Source organism: Amycolatopsis rubida, assembly GCF_900115345.1.
In the GTDB taxonomy this organism is placed as follows: Bacteria; Actinomycetota; Actinomycetes; order Mycobacteriales; family Pseudonocardiaceae; genus Amycolatopsis; species Amycolatopsis rubida.
In genome coordinates this window covers 103122-119841 of the sequence record NZ_FOWC01000020.1, presented here as the reverse complement: position 1 = coordinate 119841, position 16720 = coordinate 103122, and the positions used below count along the sequence as shown (strand labels likewise).

The 16720-nt window shown below is 70.5% G+C and carries 19 protein-coding genes; 8 read left to right on the top strand and 11 right to left on the bottom strand.

Annotated features, from left to right (window positions below; genetic code table 11):
• Positions 1-2 precede the first annotated feature (2 nt).
• The 4 genes from BM362_RS41770 to BM362_RS41755 form a co-directional block, all read right to left on the bottom strand.
• Complete coding sequence (locus tag BM362_RS41770) at positions 3-1397, bottom strand: MFS transporter (protein WP_093576897.1); 1395 nt, start codon at positions 1395-1397, stop codon at positions 3-5.
• A 41-nt stretch (positions 1398-1438) separates the two neighbouring features.
• A complete protein-coding gene (locus tag BM362_RS41765) occupies positions 1439-2707 on the bottom strand; it encodes an FAD-dependent monooxygenase (protein WP_093576896.1) in 1269 nt (422 codons plus the stop codon).
• A 739-nt stretch (positions 2708-3446) separates the two neighbouring features.
• Complete coding sequence (locus BM362_RS41760; RefSeq protein WP_093576895.1) at positions 3447-3947, bottom strand: MarR family winged helix-turn-helix transcriptional regulator; 501 nt, start codon at positions 3945-3947, stop codon at positions 3447-3449.
• 269 nt (positions 3948-4216) lie between these two features.
• The gene (locus BM362_RS41755; RefSeq protein ID WP_244287456.1) at positions 4217-5311 is read right to left on the bottom strand and encodes a CoA transferase; all 1095 of its coding nucleotides are present in this window, start codon (positions 5309-5311) and stop codon (positions 4217-4219) included.
• Between BM362_RS41755 and BM362_RS49710 the strand changes: the two genes are divergently transcribed.
• Entirely contained in the window at positions 5312-6073 is a 762-nt protein-coding gene (locus BM362_RS49710; RefSeq protein ID WP_244287455.1) for a hypothetical protein, read from the top strand.
• Positions 6074-6193: 120 nt separating this feature from the next.
• On the opposite strand, the gene BM362_RS48590 is transcribed toward BM362_RS49710, so the two are convergent.
• Positions 6194-6460, bottom strand: coding sequence for a hypothetical protein (locus BM362_RS48590; protein ID WP_067584253.1), 267 nt, complete (start codon positions 6458-6460; stop codon positions 6194-6196).
• Between the two features lie 188 nt (positions 6461-6648).
• Between BM362_RS48590 and BM362_RS41745 the strand changes: the two genes are divergently transcribed.
• Entirely contained in the window at positions 6649-7503 is an 855-nt protein-coding gene (locus BM362_RS41745; protein WP_093576894.1) for a LysR family transcriptional regulator, read from the top strand.
• Here the strand turns inward: BM362_RS41745 and BM362_RS41740 are convergent.
• Positions 7488-7829, bottom strand: a complete 342-nt coding sequence (locus BM362_RS41740; RefSeq protein ID WP_093576893.1) for a winged helix-turn-helix transcriptional regulator — start codon at positions 7827-7829, stop codon at positions 7488-7490. The genes BM362_RS41745 and BM362_RS41740 overlap by 16 nt on opposite strands.
• 126 nt (positions 7830-7955) lie before the next feature.
• Between BM362_RS41740 and BM362_RS41735 the strand changes: the two genes are divergently transcribed.
• The 3 genes from BM362_RS41735 (at position 7956) to BM362_RS48585 (ending at position 9682) form a co-directional block, all read left to right on the top strand.
• Positions 7956-8675, top strand: coding sequence for an alpha/beta fold hydrolase (locus BM362_RS41735; protein WP_093576892.1), 720 nt, complete (start codon positions 7956-7958; stop codon positions 8673-8675).
• Between the two features lie 144 nt (positions 8676-8819).
• A complete protein-coding gene (locus BM362_RS41730; RefSeq protein ID WP_208865498.1) occupies positions 8820-9527 on the top strand; it encodes an MFS transporter in 708 nt (235 codons plus the stop codon).
• Positions 9521-9682: a nitroreductase family protein gene (locus BM362_RS48585; protein ID WP_208865497.1), complete on the top strand. Its 162-nt coding sequence runs from the start codon at positions 9521-9523 to the stop codon at positions 9680-9682. The genes BM362_RS41730 and BM362_RS48585 overlap by 7 nt, the downstream gene beginning before the upstream one ends.
• Positions 9683-9916: 234 nt before the next feature.
• Here BM362_RS48585 and BM362_RS48580 read toward each other — a convergent pair whose 3' ends face one another.
• Both BM362_RS48580 and BM362_RS41720 read right to left on the bottom strand, forming a co-directional pair.
• Entirely contained in the window at positions 9917-10087 is a 171-nt protein-coding gene (locus tag BM362_RS48580) for a hypothetical protein (RefSeq protein WP_208865496.1), read from the bottom strand.
• Between the two features lie 643 nt (positions 10088-10730).
• Positions 10731-11168 carry an ATP-binding protein gene (locus tag BM362_RS41720; protein ID WP_093576891.1) on the bottom strand — a complete coding sequence of 146 codons (438 nt, stop codon included), beginning with the start codon at positions 11166-11168 and terminating at the stop codon, positions 10731-10733.
• 260 nt (positions 11169-11428) lie between these two features.
• On the opposite strand from BM362_RS41720, the gene BM362_RS41715 reads away from it, so the two are divergent.
• Positions 11429-12649, top strand: a complete 1221-nt coding sequence (locus BM362_RS41715; RefSeq protein WP_167545640.1) for a PP2C family protein-serine/threonine phosphatase — start codon at positions 11429-11431, stop codon at positions 12647-12649.
• On the opposite strand, the gene BM362_RS41710 is transcribed toward BM362_RS41715, so the two are convergent.
• Both BM362_RS41710 and BM362_RS41705 read right to left on the bottom strand, forming a co-directional pair.
• Complete coding sequence (locus BM362_RS41710; protein ID WP_093576889.1) at positions 12650-13021, bottom strand: STAS domain-containing protein; 372 nt, start codon at positions 13019-13021, stop codon at positions 12650-12652. It lies immediately after the preceding gene.
• Positions 13022-13692: 671 nt separating this feature from the next.
• Complete coding sequence (locus tag BM362_RS41705) at positions 13693-14304, bottom strand: HSP18 transcriptional regulator (RefSeq protein ID WP_093576888.1); 612 nt, start codon at positions 14302-14304, stop codon at positions 13693-13695.
• A gap of 305 nt (positions 14305-14609) precedes the next feature.
• Between BM362_RS41705 and BM362_RS41700 the strand changes: the two genes are divergently transcribed.
• Both BM362_RS41700 and BM362_RS41695 read left to right on the top strand, forming a co-directional pair.
• The gene (locus tag BM362_RS41700) at positions 14610-15035 is read left to right on the top strand and encodes a DUF6292 family protein (RefSeq protein ID WP_067584553.1); all 426 of its coding nucleotides are present in this window, start codon (positions 14610-14612) and stop codon (positions 15033-15035) included.
• A gap of 473 nt (positions 15036-15508) precedes the next feature.
• A complete protein-coding gene (locus BM362_RS41695) occupies positions 15509-15892 on the top strand; it encodes a DUF2267 domain-containing protein (protein ID WP_067584279.1) in 384 nt (127 codons plus the stop codon).
• 7 nt (positions 15893-15899) lie between these two features.
• Here the strand turns inward: BM362_RS41695 and BM362_RS41690 are convergent, their stop codons facing one another.
• A complete protein-coding gene (locus BM362_RS41690) occupies positions 15900-16694 on the bottom strand; it encodes an MBL fold metallo-hydrolase (RefSeq protein WP_067584556.1) in 795 nt (264 codons plus the stop codon).
• Positions 16695-16720 lie beyond the last annotated feature (26 nt).

Genomic DNA, 16720 nt, shown 5'->3' with positions numbered 1-16720 from the left:
AATCAGACTGTGTCCATTTCGGACTGGTGCGGCGCGGGCGCGGTCTCGTCGTCGATCCGGTCCAGCTCCCGGCCCCGCGTTTCCGGCGCGCAGAAGACCATGAACACCACGGCCCCGACGACGAGCAGGCCGAGCAGCGTGAACGTCAGCGGCAGCCCGAGCACCGGCCACAGCACGCTGCCGAACAGCAGCGGCGCGAACCCGGTCACCGCCCGGCTCGACGACGACGCCCAGCCGAACCCCGACGCGCGCAGCTCCGTCGGGTACAGCTCGGACACGAACGCGTACATCACCGGAATGACCACCAGCGAGAACAGCCCGAACGCGCCGATCGCCACCACCGCGGCTCCCGCCGACCCGAGCACCAGCGAGAAAATCACCAGCGTGACCGCGGCGAGCGGCCCGGCCGCGGCGATCACCCGCTTGCGGCCGATGCGGTCCACCAGCAACACCGCCACCACGACCCCGACGATACCGAGCGCGTTCATCAAAGTGGTCGAGGCGAACGCGGCTATCTCCCCGAACCCCTGCGCCTTCAGGATCGACGGCATCCAGCTCAGCGCGGCGTAGTACACCAGCATCACGGTGATGAACAGCGCCCACGCGACGCCGGTGACCTTCGGGTTGCAGGCCCAGACCCGCCGCAGCTGATCAACGGCCGCGAACAACCCGCCGCCCCGCTTGTCTTCCTGAACCGCCGGCGCAATCCGGTACGGTTCCTTCGGCGCACCCGTACGCTCGACAAGATCGTCGATGACCAGCCGAGCCTCGGCCTCGCGTCCCTTGCGCACCAGATACAACGGCGATTCCGGCACCCCGCGTCGCGCCCAGAACAACAGCACCGCGGGCAGGATCATCAGCACCAGCATCCACCGCCAGTTCCCGGAAACCGGAACCAGCAGCGTCGCGGACGCCCCCGCCAGCGTCGTGCCGACCGGCCACCACCCGTCCATCGCGGACAGTACGCGGCCGCGTTGCTTGCGCGGCGAAAACTCGCTGACAATGGCGTAATCCACCGGAATACAGCCGCCCAGCCCGACTCCGGCGAGGAACCGCAGCAGCAAAAACACCTCGATATTCGGCGACAACGCCGCGAAGACCGAGAAGAACGCGAACAACAGCAACGTAACGCTGAACGCCCGCTTCCGCCCGATCCGGTCCGCGACCGTCCCCCAGGCGACCGCCCCCACCGCCATGCCGATCAGGTTGGCGGTGGCGACAAGCCCCCGCTGCGTCGCCGACAGCCCGAATTCCGTGCCCACCAGCGGGGTGAGAAATCCGTTCAGCGCGACGTCCCAGGCGTCGAACATGTAGCCGAGCCCGCCGATGAGGAAGATCTTGCCCTGGACGCGCCAGCGCCACGGCAAGTCCTGGACCACCTGGTCTCCGGTACGCATAGCCTTTGCTCCTTTGCGAAGTCTGCGTGCGCCGTTTCGTGCTATCGGGCGAACTGGTAGTGAATCGATTCGTTGTCGGGGTCGCCCAGCGGGGTTCCGTTCCACAGCCAGTCGTAGGACACATCGGACTCGCCGTCGAAGCTGCGCAGCTTTTCGTCGCGCTGGCGCTGCGCCGGACCGTCCGGCAAGTGATAGAAACTCATGTTCCGCAACGACGCGTCCTGCACCATCCCCGCGTGCTTGGCCCGCCGGTGCACATACCGGGTCAGCGCAGCGTCGATCCCGTCGCGCGTCGCCTGCCCCAGCTCCTCCGCGAGAACCGCCCCGTCCTCCATCGCCTGCGACGCCCCTTGCGCCTGATACGGAAGCATGGCGTGGCAAGCGTCCCCGAGCAACGCGACGCGTCCGTCGACCCACACCGGATCGCGACGCCGCCGGTACATCGCCCAGACCGAGACGTCGTCCTTGGCTTTCGACAACATCGTCGGCACGCGATCGTCCCAATCGGAATACTCGGCCGCAAGCTGTTCCGCACCGGCCGGCGCACTCCAGTTCTTCTCGACTTCCTCCGTGCACGGCACAATCGCCACCACGTTGAGATACTCGCCGCCGCGGATCATGTAGTGCACGAGATGCTTGTCCGGCCCGTACCAAATCGTCGAATGATACCGATCGGCCAGGAACCGGGTCGCCGGATCCGCCGCGATCGAATCCCCCGGAATCAACGCCCGGTACGCCATCTCCCCAGAGAACGCGAGCGTGTCGTCAAACCCCGCGAGATCCCTTACCGCGGAACGAATCCCGTCCGCCCCCACGACAACGTCGCCCGCAAACCGCCGCCCGTCCCCAGTGATCACGGCGGGCCGCTCCGGATTCCCGCGATCAAGATCGACGACCTTCGCCGCGGTAGCCACCTTCACCACCGGCCCCGCCCCGTCCGGGTCAATACATGCCCGCAGCAGAACGGAATGCAAATCCGCCCGATGATAATGCCAATACGGAGCCCCGTACTTGTCGACGACCCGCTGCCCGAGCGGCAACTGCGCGATAATGCTGCCGTCAGCCCACCGCCGCCGAACCTGATCCTGCGGCTCGCACCGAACCCGCTGCAGCTCGGCCCGCAACCCCAGCCCGATCAGAATCCGGCTGGCATTGGGCGCAGTCTGAATCCCGGCCCCGATCTCCCCCAGCTGCGGCGCCGCTTCGACCACCGTGACCCGCAACCCGCGCTGCCGCAACGACAAGGCCGCACACAGCCCGCCCAGCCCGCCCCCGGCGACCACTACCTCGAAAGACTGACTCGCCGCCACCTGCCGACCTCCTACCCGCTAGCCGCCTCCGGCGCACCGTCACCCCGGACCCAGTTAATCCGAACACGGATTATCCGAACACGCAATAGTCGGCGGGAATTTCGCAGCAGCGAGGTTCCGTTGGGCGCACTGGGTGCAGGGACGGTCACCGAACGAGGCGACACGACAGCTCCCGACCCCGCACAGCGAGGCAGTACGTGAGGGCCACCCTCACAGCCGCTGATTCCTTCACGACCCACCGCCGCCCGCGGGAGCCCCTTCGCCGGCCTGGCTTCCTTCACGGACCTCCGCAGAAGCAAAGCCACGCAACCCGTCTCGCCGCCAGCGCTCCCCCACCCTGACGAGCACCGCTACAGCAAACCCGCCACCTGCCGCGCCACCGAGAAAACCTCATCGGGCCACGACCGACCCCCGCGCACCCAACCACCCAAGCCACGCGCACCCCAACCGCAGCCCGCGCACCCACCCAGGCAGCCCCACCCGCAAACCGCCGCCGCTGCACCCACCATCAAGGCACCCAGCCCCTCCCGCCGCAGCCGATGCACCCGCCATCGAGGCACCCAGCCCCTCCCCCGCACCCCGATCCGGGGCCTCCCTGCGGTTCGGGGGTGCTTGTCAAGGCATCTTTCCCGCCTTGACAAGCACCCCCGAACCGTCAGCACAATCAACCTTCGGGGTGCCCCACGCCAGCCCCCAAAGGCAATGTCGCCCCCAGGCGACGAGCCGCCCCCGAGAAGCCTCAGATCTCCGGCCGCTCAGCAACCGCTTCCCACAACGCCCCCAGCTCGTTCAACATCCTCGCGATCTCCCCCCGCCTCTCCTCCGGACACCCCGCGAGCAACGCCTGATCCAGCTTCCGAGTCCGCCGAGTCACCTCGCGAAACGCAGCCAGCCCGTCATCCGTCAGCGTCAAAACCTTGGCCCGAGCATCATGCGGCGCAGGCCCGCGGGCGATCAGCCCGCGAGTCTCCAACCGCCGGCACACATCAGCCATCGTCGAAGTGTCCAGCGCCACCGCCTTGGCCAGCGCAGTCTGATCGAACCCGGGATAAGCCCGCACCGCCGACAGCACCGCGAACTGCGGCCCGGTCAACACCGAGTCGACATGCCGATTCCAGGCCGCCAAATACGCCTGGTACAACCGCCGAGCCCCGTACCCGGGCGCGGCGGCGAGATCCGCCGGCGCTTCCAGGCTCACCCGGCGCCCCGCCCGCGAGCCGCCCTTCGCTGACCCACCCACTGCTGTCGACATCCCTCGACCTTAACTACGCACCCGCGCTCCAGCAGCCCGTCCAGCCCGCCGGAGCCTGTCCCCGCATCCCTGCCCGCCCATAATAGTACGTCCTCGGACAAAGTGCGGCGCAGGCGACACCGGGCGGCTTCGCCTGATTCCGGTCGAACAAGACAGCCCGGACAGGCGATTCGCGCGAAGCCGTGACCAGGAACGGACGAATACCCTACTATCAAACGGCTTCACCCCGAAAACCGCGCCCCAACCCGGCCGGCAGGTCACCACTCCGGCCGCGAACTCCCCAGCTCAGGCGTAGTCCACTCCCACCGCGGCGGGGTCTCGCTCATCCGGATCACCGGTCCGAGGCTCTTCAGATCGCCATAAATCGTGTCGTCGTCCAGAACCGCGTAACGCTCGAATTCCGAAGGCGGAAGACGACCCGGTGCATCCGCGTAGTCAGTCAACAACCCCTGCCGCTGCAACAACATCGACGACTGGCACAGCGAAACCCGCACATGATACGACCCGCCTTCCCGAACCCGCCGCGCCAAAGCCAGCATCGCGCCGTAACTCGCCAGGAAACCGGTCAGGAAATCGCACAGATACACCGGTGTCAACTGTGGACGGTCGCCCCCTTGAACCACACAAGCACCAGTCACGGCTTGCGCGACCTGATCCCATCCAGCACGCATCCCGAACGGGCCGCCGGAGCCGAAGCAGTTCACGGTCACGTAAACGATCCCGGGGCGAAGTGCCGCGACGTCTTCCGGGCCGAAGCCGTGCGCCGACATCCTGCCTGGGCGGTAGCCTTCGACGAACACATCGGCCGCGCTGACCAACGAACGCAACCGAGCAGCATCGTCCGCTGTGGAGTAGTCAAGGTAGGTGCTTCGCTTGCCATGACTGGTATCCCGGACGAACGGCGCCACCTGAGGAAGATGCGGCGCGGTCACCATCAGCACGTTCGCACCATGCTCCGCCAAGCTCAACGTGGCAGTGGGGCCAGCCAGAATGCGAGTCAGGTCCAAGACCCGAACGTCCGAAAGCGGCGAAGCACCGCCAGCGGGCAGCGCGGAAGGAGCGCTGTCGCCGATTTTGGCGATTTCGACAACAGGACGTGCGGCCAGGGAGGAACCGTGCGGATGCGCGAGCCATTCCTCCGGCGTCCGCACGGTTCCCCCGCACGCGCCGGCGGCGGCGATAGCGTCTTCCAGATCATCGGCCTTCCACTCGGCGACGGCCGCGGCAACAGAGGCAGGCGTCGCCTCGCAATCGAGGACGGCCAAGACCCGGCGTTCCAGATGCGGCAGATTGAAATGCGGCAGAAACCACCGTCCGTCGGCAGTCGGCCAAGGCTGGGTGAGCGCGACCATGTGCTCGACAGCAGGAGAAAGCGGCGCGGGACGGTAATCGCCGTCCGCCGAGCGGACAAGCGTCATGTCTTCACCGCCGAGAGCGGTGGCCGCGGCAGCGCGGACATCCACCGCAATCCTCTGCCGACGTCCGGTCCGCAACTCCCACAGGTCGTTCGCGGCGACCGCACGGGCGGCGAGTGCGTCGGCGAGTGTCTCGCCGATCCGCAACGGCGACGCGAAAAGCGGGTCCGAGCCGGTGATCGTGACCTCGCCGGCCGCGGGACGAGGGCCGTCGCGCAGGGTCATCAATTCGTCGAAGGCGTCCATTGTGTTTCCTTTCAGGCCGAAGCGACGTCGACCATGTTGCGGCCCGGTACCTGCACCGGCCAGGAGCGAAGCGGCGGCGTCCTCGGCCTCCGCGAGCGGGACGACCCGCGTCACGGAGTCCAGGAGCGCCGGATCGAGCAACTGCGCCCGGCGCTGCCAGGCGGCCTCGCGACGGAGCGGAGGCGTGCGGATCGGGTCGATCCCGAGCAGGGCGACGCGGCGCAGGATGAACGGCAGGACGTTGCCGGGGCACTCGGCAAGTCCGCAAGTCCTCGCGACCCCGAAGTGTTGCAGACCGGCAAGCGCACCAGCGGGGACGGAACCGCCAATCGTGTCGGCTGCGCCTGTCCAGCGCTGTTTGCCCAACGGCTTGCCAGAAGAAGCGAGTTCGGCGCGGTCGAGGACATGCGCGGCGAGTTGTGCGGACAGCTCGGCAGCCAGTGGCAGCGATGACCTCGTACTGCGCCGCCGCGAGCAGCGCTACTGCGATCGAGCCGACGCCGCCGCCCGCGCCGGTGACCAGGGTCGGTCCGGTTTCCGGGGCCAGGCCGTGGCGTTCCAAAACGAGCAGGCTCAGCGCGGCGGTGAACCCGGCGGCGCCGATCGCCGCCGCGGGGAGCGGGCCGAGTTGCGCGGGGACGCGGTCGAGGTCGCCGCCAGCCCGCCGTGCAGGTCTTCGCCGGCTCCTGCGCCGTTGAGCGTGCCGAGGTAGCGCGGATGCCGAGGCGAGAGGACGTCTCCGGTCAGGTCGATCCCGACGACGAGCGGAGGGCGACGGACGATGCCGGGGCGGCCGTGCGGCGCGAGCGCGTCCTTGTAATTGATGCTGGAGCAGCGCACGCGGACAGTGGTGTCGAGGTCGTCCAGCCTCGCCGGACCGAGCCGGCCGGGCGTCGCGCGCGATCCAGCCGGGGAAGGCCGTCAACTCCTGGTCCATGCTTCCCACGCTAGAAATCCGGAACCTGGCGGGGAAATGCCGGTCACAGCGGTGCCATGCGCGGCGGGCATAGCTGGGTAGGCTGCCGGACATGGAGGTCGAACTGCGGCATCTGCGCGCGTTCGTGACGGTCGCGGCGTGCGGCACGTTCACGGCCGCGAGCCGCGAACTGCTGATCACCCAGCCTGCGCTGACGCGCACGATCCAGCAGTTCGAGGAGTCGGTCGGCACCCGCCTGCTGGAGCGCACGCCGCACGGCGTCGTACCGACCGAAGCCGGCGGCGAGTTGCTCGGACGGCTGCGCATCGTGCTGCGCGACCTCGACGCCGCACTCGCCGCGGCGGGCGGCAACGCCGGGCTGCGGATCGGGTTCCAGTGGGCACTGCCGGATCCGTGGGCGAGCGACCTGCTGACCGCCTTCGAAACCGCGACCGGCGCGACCGCCACCCTCCTGCGCCGCGACGACATCGTGGCCGCCCTGTATTCCGGCGACGTCGACGCGGCGTTGGTGCGCGGCGAGATCGGCGCGTCCGGGATCAGCGGAAGCTTGCTGTTCGAGGAAGACCGGCTGGCCGCGGTCGCCGCGAGTTCGGAACTGGCGGCGCGCGCGGAGCTGGACTGGGCGGATCTGGCCGCGCATCCGGTGGTCGTGAACACGGTCAGCGGCGCGACCAGTCCGCTCGACTGGCCGCCGGAAAACCGGCCCGCGCGGGTGACCCAGTGCGGCAGCTACGACGAATGGCTCACGATTATCGCGTCCGGCCGGGCCGTCGGATCGACCACCACCTCGGCCGCGGAGGCGCACACCCACGCGCGCGTCGCGCACATCCCGCTGCGGAACGCGCCCCGCGTGGCGCTGCGCCTGCTGTGGCCGGCGCGCCGGTCAAGCGATCCGCTGCTGCGCCGGTTCAGCGAACTGGCGCGTTCCGTTCAGCGGGCGTCGTAGTCCGCGCGAGCCTTTTCGATCTTCGCTAAATGCTCGACGCTCCATTCCAGCAATGGCGCGGTCGCTTCGCGAAGAGTCCGGCCCATTGCGGTCAGCTCGTAGGAAACATGCGGCGGCATGACATTGCGGACAGTCCGCGTGAGAATCCCGTCACGCTCCAGATCCCGCAGCGTCACGGTGAGCATCCGCTGGCTGATTCCTTCGATTTCCCTTTTGAGTTCGGTGAACCGCCGCGGGCCGTCGCGCAGCACGCGGACGATCAGCAGCGCCCACTTGTCCCCCACGATTTCCAGGACCACGCGGGTCCGGCACACCTCGTCGGCCATGGTTACCTCCGGAGAACCGAGGCACTAAATAGTGCCTTATTGCCCGCCGCCGCACGGACGATCACGATGGTTCTCAGACAGTACCGGGTTACTTCCGGTAACCGCAAAACCCGAGGAATCCTGACTATGACGACGTTTGTTCTGGTCCACGGCGCGTGGCACAGCGGCCGGGCCTGGGACCGGGTGGTCCCGCTGCTGGAAGCGGCGGGACATCGGGTGCTCGCGCCCTCGCTGACCGGCTACGGCGACAAGAAACACCTGCTCGGCCCCGAAATCGGGCTCGACACTCACGTCCAGGACATCGTGGACCTGCTCCGCGGCGAAGAGGACGTGATCCTCGTCGGACACAGCTACGCCGGGATGGTCATCTCGTCGGCCGCGAACGAGGTGCCGGACCGGGTGGCCGGACTGGTCTACCTCGACGCGATGGTGCCGGAGGACGGCGAAACCGCGGTCGACGTCCAGCCGGTCAGCCAAAGCCTGATCGACCTCGCCAAGCAGCACGGCGACGGCTGGCGCGTTCCGCCGCTGCCGGAGCAGCCCGCGCCGTTCGGACTGTTCGGCGTCACCGACCCGGCCAACGTCGCGTGGGTGCGCGGAATGCTCTCCGACCAGCCGGTCCGCTGCCTGCAGCAACCGGCGCGGCTCGACAATCCCGCCGCGCGAGCGATCCCCCGCACGCACATCCACTGCGTCGGCGCGACCCTGAAGGGCATCACCCGCCGTCCGGTCCCGGCGATCCAGCCGAACGGGACACCGTCGCAGGTGTGGGAGCTGCCGACCGGGCACGACTGCATGATCACGATGCCGGTCGAGCTGAGCGAACTGCTGCTGAAGCTCACCTAGCCCGGCCGAAGTCCGTGAGGGAATCAGATTCCCTGAGGGTTCCCCTCACGGACGGCGAGCGGAGTGCCCATTAGGCAAAGTTGCCTAGTGGGCACTTTTATGGCTACCTTGGGAGCACAGCATCCGGGGGAAGGACGTCCAGCCATGCCGAGAACCGCCGCGCCGGAAGAAACCAGCCTGTTCACCGAGCGCGTCAAGATCGGCATCGCCGGGGCGTTGTCCGGCATGGCGCTGGGCATGCTCGACAGCTACATCGTCGCCACCGCACTGCCCAGCATCGCCGCGGATCTCGGCGGGCCGGGGTCGATGACCTGGATCATCACCGCCTACGCGCTGGCGATCGCGGCGTCCACCCAGGTGTGGGGCAAGCTCAGCGACCAGTTCGACCGCAAGGCGATGTTCCTGCTGTCAGTGGCGGTCTTCCTCACCGGATCCATGCTGTGCGGCCTGGCTCCGACCATGGGCGCGCTGATCGGTTTCCGTGCACTGCAAGGCATCGGGGCCGGCGGGCTGCTCGTCGGGGCGATGGCGATGGTCCAGGTTCTGGTGCCGCCCAAGGAATCCACGCGGATCTCCAGCTGGACCGGCCTGTTGCTGGGCCTCTCCCTCGTCGGCGGCCCGCTGGCGGGCGGATTCCTCGCCGACGCCGCCGCGGCGCCGTCCAGCTCCAACGCGCAGCCGTGGCAGGTCGAGGTCGTCAGCGGCGCCAAGCGGAACGAACTCGCCGACGCACTGGTTGCCGCACACCAGGAAAGCCGCCGGTCGGTCGATTTCCCGTACAGCGAAGCCATTTACGAAGCCGTGCACCAGAAGCGCCGGGCCGCGGCGGGCGGCGCCCGCAAGGATTGCTGAGCTTCTACGTCGACACGGTGCGGGAAACGCTCGGCCTCGAACGAGGGAAGCCGCTGTTCGGAATCTCGTTCGGGTACGCCGACCGCACCGCACCAGCCAACCGGTTCGCCGCCGGACGCGTTCCGCTGGACGAGACCACCCGGTTCCACGCCTGAACGGTGATCCCGATCGACCGGCATGCATGCGACGCGTAACCGCTCGTCGCCGCCGCGGGACATCGGTCGGCATCACGGCGTCGGGGACGAGGTGCCCGGGCGGCTCGCGGACAGGGCGGCCGTCCATCAGGAACTGCCCGCGACCCAGGTGGAACGCCACCGGGTTCCGGGAGGCGGCACGGAGCATTCCCAGTTCCGCCATGCGGTCGCCAGGCCGCACGAAACCGCGTTCTGTCAAGTAGAGACCGCCCTTCCGGCCGCGCCAGCGCCTCCCTCGGCCCGCGCGAAGCGCGTTTTGTCCACATCGGACACCGTCGGCCGCACCAGGTACAGCGCGCCGGTGCGGGTCAGCAGGAAAGGATCGGCCACGCACAACGGGTCCAGTATCGCGCGCCCGTCCGGCATCCCACGCGCGAGTCGAACGGACCGTCGGCGGCGGAGAAGGCGCGTGCGGAGGATTGCCGACCACGACGTCGTACGGTCCGGTTTCTCAGGTTTCCCGGAGTCCGCCGCGACGACGGCGGCTCCAGTCCGCGCCAGGGCGTTGGCCAGTGCACCGCTGCCGGTTCGCGGGTCTGCGGTCAGCACGCTGGAAAGCAAGGCAGTGTCCTCATCGCGGACGGCAGGCCCCGGGCAGCCGGAATACTCTGCCCGGCGGTCGTGCCTCCGACACGGGGAGCGCGGACGTCGGCCTGGCGGTCCTCCGGCTCGGCCGGTCCGCCCGGATACCCCCGTCCAGTCAGGACAAACCACGATTTCCGCCGCACCGCCCCGAAATCGGCCGGTCAAGCGCCGGCAGCACCGCTGCCCGGCGATCTCCACAGCCCGCCCTCGCGGCCCGGGGAATGTCCCCTGCGGCCATTCCGCCTCGCCTGCCGGATACCCGCATCCGGGAACGGAAGGAGCGAGACCACGGCCGAACCGCGCGAACCCGAAGACGTCCGCGGCGGCATCCCCGGAGGAAGAACGCGAGACCATCCCCGGCGAACCGGCACGTCCGGCGGCGAACGACGACTCCGGCCCGCGGCAGGGCCGGTGAACCGCGGCCTCAGCGGGACGATTCGCAGGACTCCCGGGCAGGCACCCCGCAGCCGAGCCGGGCCCAGACTGTCTTGCCGCCGGAATGCTCGTGCACTCCCCAGTCGTCGGCGAGCCGGTCGACGAGCAGCATTCCCCGGCCGCGCGCCCGTTCGAAGTCCGGCGGGCGGACCTCCGGACGCCCGTGCTCCGGGTCCTCCACCTCGATCACGACGACGCACGGCCGGGGCAGCACGGTCAACCGCGCGCAGGAGGGACCCGAGGTGTGCTCGTAAGCGTTCGACGCGAGTTCTTCGACCACCATCAGGACGTCCGCGAGATGGTCAGGCGACAGATGCCCCAGCGACTTGCCCGCCCAGGCGCGCACCCGCGGCAGCGCGGAAACTCCGGTGCCCTCCAGATCCAGTACCCAGGGCGGGTCGCCCGCCCCGGAAGCCGAGACGGTCACCGCCGGCCCCTCCTCGTTCGGCCAGGACAACAAGGCCCCGCTCCCGCCGACGGCGCGACGGAGTGCCGGGAACTGCCTGCGCCGGAAAGCGCCGCCGCGCTTCGCCGCTCCTCGCCGCAGCCGCTTGACATCACGTGGGGAAGTCCCTTTCTCGTGCTCGACTTCGCCGGTGCCCCATCGGGCGTACCCGGACGGGGCCGACTTCACACCTGTTGTCTCTCCTCGCTGGACCGCGGCGACGGTTCGGCTACTGTCGCTGCATGCCGTCTCACGCGCCGGAGCCCGAATCGCGCACTCGCCTCGCCGAAATCCTCGGCGCCGGGGCGAGCAACGCCGCGCTCGGCGAGGAGCTCACCAAGGTCCTCGCGCGGGCCTGCGCCGTTCTCGACGTCGACACCGCCACCGTGCTGCGTCACGATTCCCGGTGGCAGCGCCTTGTCGCGATCGCCGCCGCCGGTCTCGAGGAAGAGGTCTACCAGGGAGTCCAGGTGCCGGTCGGCGCGGGATTCCCCGGCAGTGTCGCCGCGCGCCGGGAGCCGGTCGTCATCGACCAGGTCGACCAGACCACGGTGCTGAACGCGCTGCTGGCCGAACGCGGCCTGCACACCATGCTCGGCGTCCCGATGCTGGCCGGCACCGAACTGGTCGGCGTCCTGCACATCGGAGCCGCGCGGGACCGCCGGTTCACCACCACCGACATCGAAACCCTGCGGCTGCTGGCCGACCGGCTGGCCGCCGTGCTGCAGGCAGAACTCATGCACCAGAACCAGGCCGCGACCATCGCGTTGCAGCGCAGCCTGCTGCCGGGCGTCCTGCCCGTCATCGACGGCCTGCGCCTGGCCGCGCGCTACGTGCCGGGCGCGGAGGCCGGGCTCGGCGGCGACTGGTACGACGTGTTCCGGCTTCCCGGAGACCAGACCGGCATCGTGATGGGCGACGTTTCCGGGCACGGTCTCGAAGCCGCGGTCATCATGGGGCGGCTCCGCAGCGCGTTGCGGGCGTACGCGCTCGATTGCGACGATCCCGCGGAAGTCCTCGCCAAACTCGACCGCAAAGCGAACCACTTCGAGCACGGTGTGATGGCGACGGTCGCCTACGGCATCCTCAGACCCGGCCACCAGACGATGGCGCTGTCGCTGGCCGGGCACCTGCCGCCGGTCCTGGCTTCGCCGGGCGAACCGGCGCGGCTCGTGCCTGCCCCGCCGGACCCGCCGGTCGGCCTGACGGTCGGGGCCACCGTCGAACGGCGCACCACCATGGTGCAACTGCCGCCGGGAGCCGTCGCCGCGTTCTATACCGACGGTCTCGTCGAGCGCCGGGACCGGCTCGTCGACACCGGCATGGACCAGCTCGCCGGACTGGTCCGTCCGGAGGACCCGGACCGGGCCTGCGCCCGGATCATGGCCGCGATGGTGGGATCGCGGCCCCCGCAGGACGACGTCGCACTCGTGGTGCTCCAGCGCGCTGCGGGGGCGCACTGATCACTCCGCGGCCAGCGCCTCGTCGAGCGTGCGGTACAGCGGGAGGCTCTGCTCCAGCCCGGTGAGCTGGATAGGCCGCAGAGTCGCCCGGCCGGACGCCACGATCCGCACCTGCGTCCCCTCCGGCGCTTCCCGGCACGCGGCCAGCAGGACGGTCAGCCCCGCCGACGCGAGGAAATCGACCCCGGTCAGGTCCAGCACCAGCACCGGGGGCTTCCCGGTGACGGTCTCGGCGACCGCGGCCGTCAATTTCGGGGCGGTCCCGAGGTCAAGGTCCCCGTTCAGGGCCAGCACCGCCGCGGGCGAGCGGTCGGCCCGTTCGATCGACAGCGAACCCGGCGGGTCGATCACCGGGTCGGTCAGCTCACTCATCGCTCTTTCCCTCCTCAGGAAGCCCGGAGCGCTCTTCGTCCGGGCAGGAAAAGGACGCGGCTGGCTGCTCAACCGCGAATAGCATGCCTCACGACGGCGGCTCGCACGAATGCCGCCGCGGGGAAATGATCTCGGATCCCGGGAACGGCGGCAGTGCGGGGCGCCCGGGGGGAGACATTCGGCTCATTGCACCGCGTTTCGGCGCGGCCTTGGCTGGTGGTCGCCGGGCCGGTCGGCGTGCTCGCCGAACCAGCGCGGCGACGCGGTGTCGCGGCTGGGGACGACCGGCGATTTGCGGCTGGGGGCGACCGGCGATTTTCCGGCGGAGCGCACTGCCTGGCTCGATGTGCGTGGCTGTGCCCTTGCCGCGGCGGCCTTGCGCTGCCGGCCGGCCTGATCCGGCACGCCCAGACGACCTGGTTTGCCCGGCGGGCACGTCGCCGCCAGCCGGGCACGCGGAATGGCTCGCCGCGCCCGGGACGCACCACTGGGCCGCCGCGTCCCCGCACCGCCAGCCAACCCGGCCCGGCACACCCGGACAACCCCGTTCGCCCAGCCCGCACACCACCACCGACCACGCACCCGACCCGGCACACCACGCCCCCGCACCGCCAGCCGGACCAGCCCGGCACGTCGCGACCCGAACGCCGCGCCCGCTCATCGCGCGGCGCTCATCGCGCACGACCGCGCCGCTGCCCGGCCGCGTCCTCGCGCAGCCGGTCCGCGTGCTCGGCGATCTCCCCGACGCGGTCCGCCAGTGCGGCGTGCCGCGGTTCGAGATGCGCGCGCAGGTCGGCCAGCGGCGGCAGCAGGTTCGTGACGTCGTCGTCTCCCAGCGCGACGCCGAGCCGGTCGGCGCTTTCCTGTCCGGCGGGGTCCAAGCCGGGCGCGGCGCTGGCCTCCGCGGCCAGCCGCCGCAGCACCGCGGCGTTGCGCCGGGCCCAGCCGGCGACTGCCCGGTCTCCCGCGCGGCGGCCGCGTTCGGCGTCGACGCGTGCTTCGCCAGTGGCCTCCCCGGTCGCCGACGGCCGCACCCGCAGGTACCGGCGTTCGGCCGCCTGCCTGCTCGCCACGCCCAGCGCCGGGGCCAGCGCCGCCCAGCTCGCGCCCGCCGCGCGCGCGGACGCGATCAGTTCCGGTTCCCATTCGCCGAGCTGGTCGCGCAGCGCCCGCAGCACGGAGAGCGCGGCCAGCGACCGGTCGGCCGCCGCGCCGCCGTCCCGGGCGGCCAGCACCGCCTCGCGGACGCCCTGGATCAGCGGGCCGGGGTCCACCTCCGCCATCGCGTCATCCTCTCGACGACTTGGCAGTTGTCATCAGTTCGATGACATGCTAGAAGAAAAGGGCGTCCCCTGTCGAGCGGCGGAGGTGAATCCGATGACCGGCCGGCCTCGCGGGCCGATTCGCCGCGCTCCGCGGGTTTCCCGGGCCCCGTCACCGGGAATAAGGTCCGGGCCGCCCGCGAGGGCGCGTTCCGGCCGCTAGCCGGAGAACCCCGCCGCGCCACCGGATGCGGCCCGTGGCGCGGGACAGGAAACCCCTGTTCCGCGCCAGTCCTTCGCGCGAGAAAGGCGTTGTCCCCGTGTCCCTGCCGCTGCACACCGCCCAGACCGGCTCGTCGCACCCCGCGTCGGTGCGCCTGTGGAACTACCTCGCCGAGGTCACCGGCGCTCTGGGCATCGGCCTCGAATCCTGCACCGTCGACCACGACACCCCGGTGTCGGCCTACGTCGCGCTCGACGGCCGTCTGCCCGCCTACCCCGGCCGCGACGTCGCCCTGCTGTGGGACGAGATCCACGGCTGGGCCGCCGCCGTGGAAACGCATTCCGGCGAAGACCTCATCGTCATCCGCTACCTGGCCGGGCCTTCGGTCGCGCCGCCCGCGTCCCGCGTCGCCGAATTCGCGGCCGCGGTCCGCGACGACGACCACCGGATCGGCTGCCTCGCGCCGCCCGGGCTCCGGACGCCGGGCACGCCCGCCGACCTCGACGCCCTCCTCCGCGACGCGGGGTGAACCGGGCAGCTCACCGTCCGTGAACGTCCACTGTGGACCCTCCGGTTTCACGCCGCCGCGAAACGGGCAGGCGGGATGATGAGCGAGTTCGAAACGCGGCGGAGGATGCCCGCGCCGGCCGGCCACGTCTACGCCGTCGCCTCCGATGCCGCGCACCTGAACGAATGGCTGCCGGAGCCGGTCGCGGCGCCCGGACCGGCTCCGGCTCGAATGGAACGGCGGCTAGCTCCAGGTCGCGCCCGGCGCGGCGGGCACGAGCCACGCGACGCTGCACCTGTCGGTTCCGGCGGGCCAGGACCGCGACGACGTGCCCGCGCGGATCCGCGAGTCGCTCGACCGGCTCGCCGTTTTGTCCGGCTCGCCCGGCTGAATCCGTCCACAGTGGACTCCGCCGGATCGTTTTCCGTCGCACGGAACCGGAACGTCGCCGCGCGCGCCGGATCGGCTACTCTGCGGCCAGGAGTTGATGGTCCATGGTGGTGCGGAAGGAAATTCTGCCCGGGCCTCGCCTGCCCCGCACGGAACGGAACCGGCTCGCGATCGACTGCGTCGTCGACAGCCTGCTGCGATGCCTTCCTCTGGCCGAGCAAACCCGGCTGGGCATCGTGGCGGCGAACCGCGGCCGCACCTGCGACCGCGAGGCCCTCCTGATGGAGGTCTCGTTGCGCACCAGGCGTTCCCCGCACGCGGCGAGGTGCCTGGTCCGCGCGGTCTACTCGGCACTCGGGCAGACCTCGCCGGAGCTGGCCTCCCGGGTGCGCGCGGGGGTGAGCCCGGACGTGCTGGTCCTGCTGGGCGGGACGCGGCAGCCGAGCAGGTGGTCGCGGGAAACCCCGCCCCGGTGCCGCAGCGGGTAACCCCCGCTCAGGCCCAGGCGAACCGCCGGATCCCGGCCGCGGTGACCAGCCGCCCGAAGGCGAGTCCCGGGAAATGCGCTGGCGCGAAAACGTCGCCGGACGCCTCGAGTTCGGCCGCGATCCGCTGCCGCATCGCGGTCGCCGCGGGCCGGTCCACATCGAACATGCCCTCCCATTCCGGGTCGGTCAGCTCGCTGACGGTATGCAGGACGTCGCCGAGCAGCAGGGCGCGTTCGCCGGCGTCGCTGACCACGAAAACCGTCGAGCCGGGCGTGTGGCCGGGCGCGGGACGGGCGACAAGGCCGGGGACCAGTTCGATTTCGCCGTCGAAGGTCTCGACCTGTCCGAGGATCGGCGCGAACGTGGCCCGCACCGCCGGATCCGCGGTTTCGCCGGTCGTGAAGTGCGCCCAGTCGGCAGCGTGCATGCGGAAGGCCGCCCGCGGGAAAACGGCTTCGCCGCGCACGCTCGACCAGCCGACGTGGTCCACGTGCAGATGGGTGAAGACCACGTCCGTCACCTCCTCCGGCGCGACCCCGGCGCGGCGCAGGTTGCCGAGGAGGCCGCCGGTGGCGAAGCCGTCGTGCTCGAATCCCGGCCCGGTCCCGGCGTCGACCAGCACCGTCCGGTCGCCGAGCCGGACGAGGAACGATCCGACGTCCATCCGAATCCGGCCCTCGGCGTCGAGCGGCTGATGGCGGCATTCCCACCGCGCGCCCCGGGCGTGCACGACCGTGCCCGCCAGCGGCAGCCGGGCGATGCCGTCGAGGATCGGAACGATGTCCACGGCGCCGATTTTCATTGACCGCTCCCCGCTTTCCGGACCGT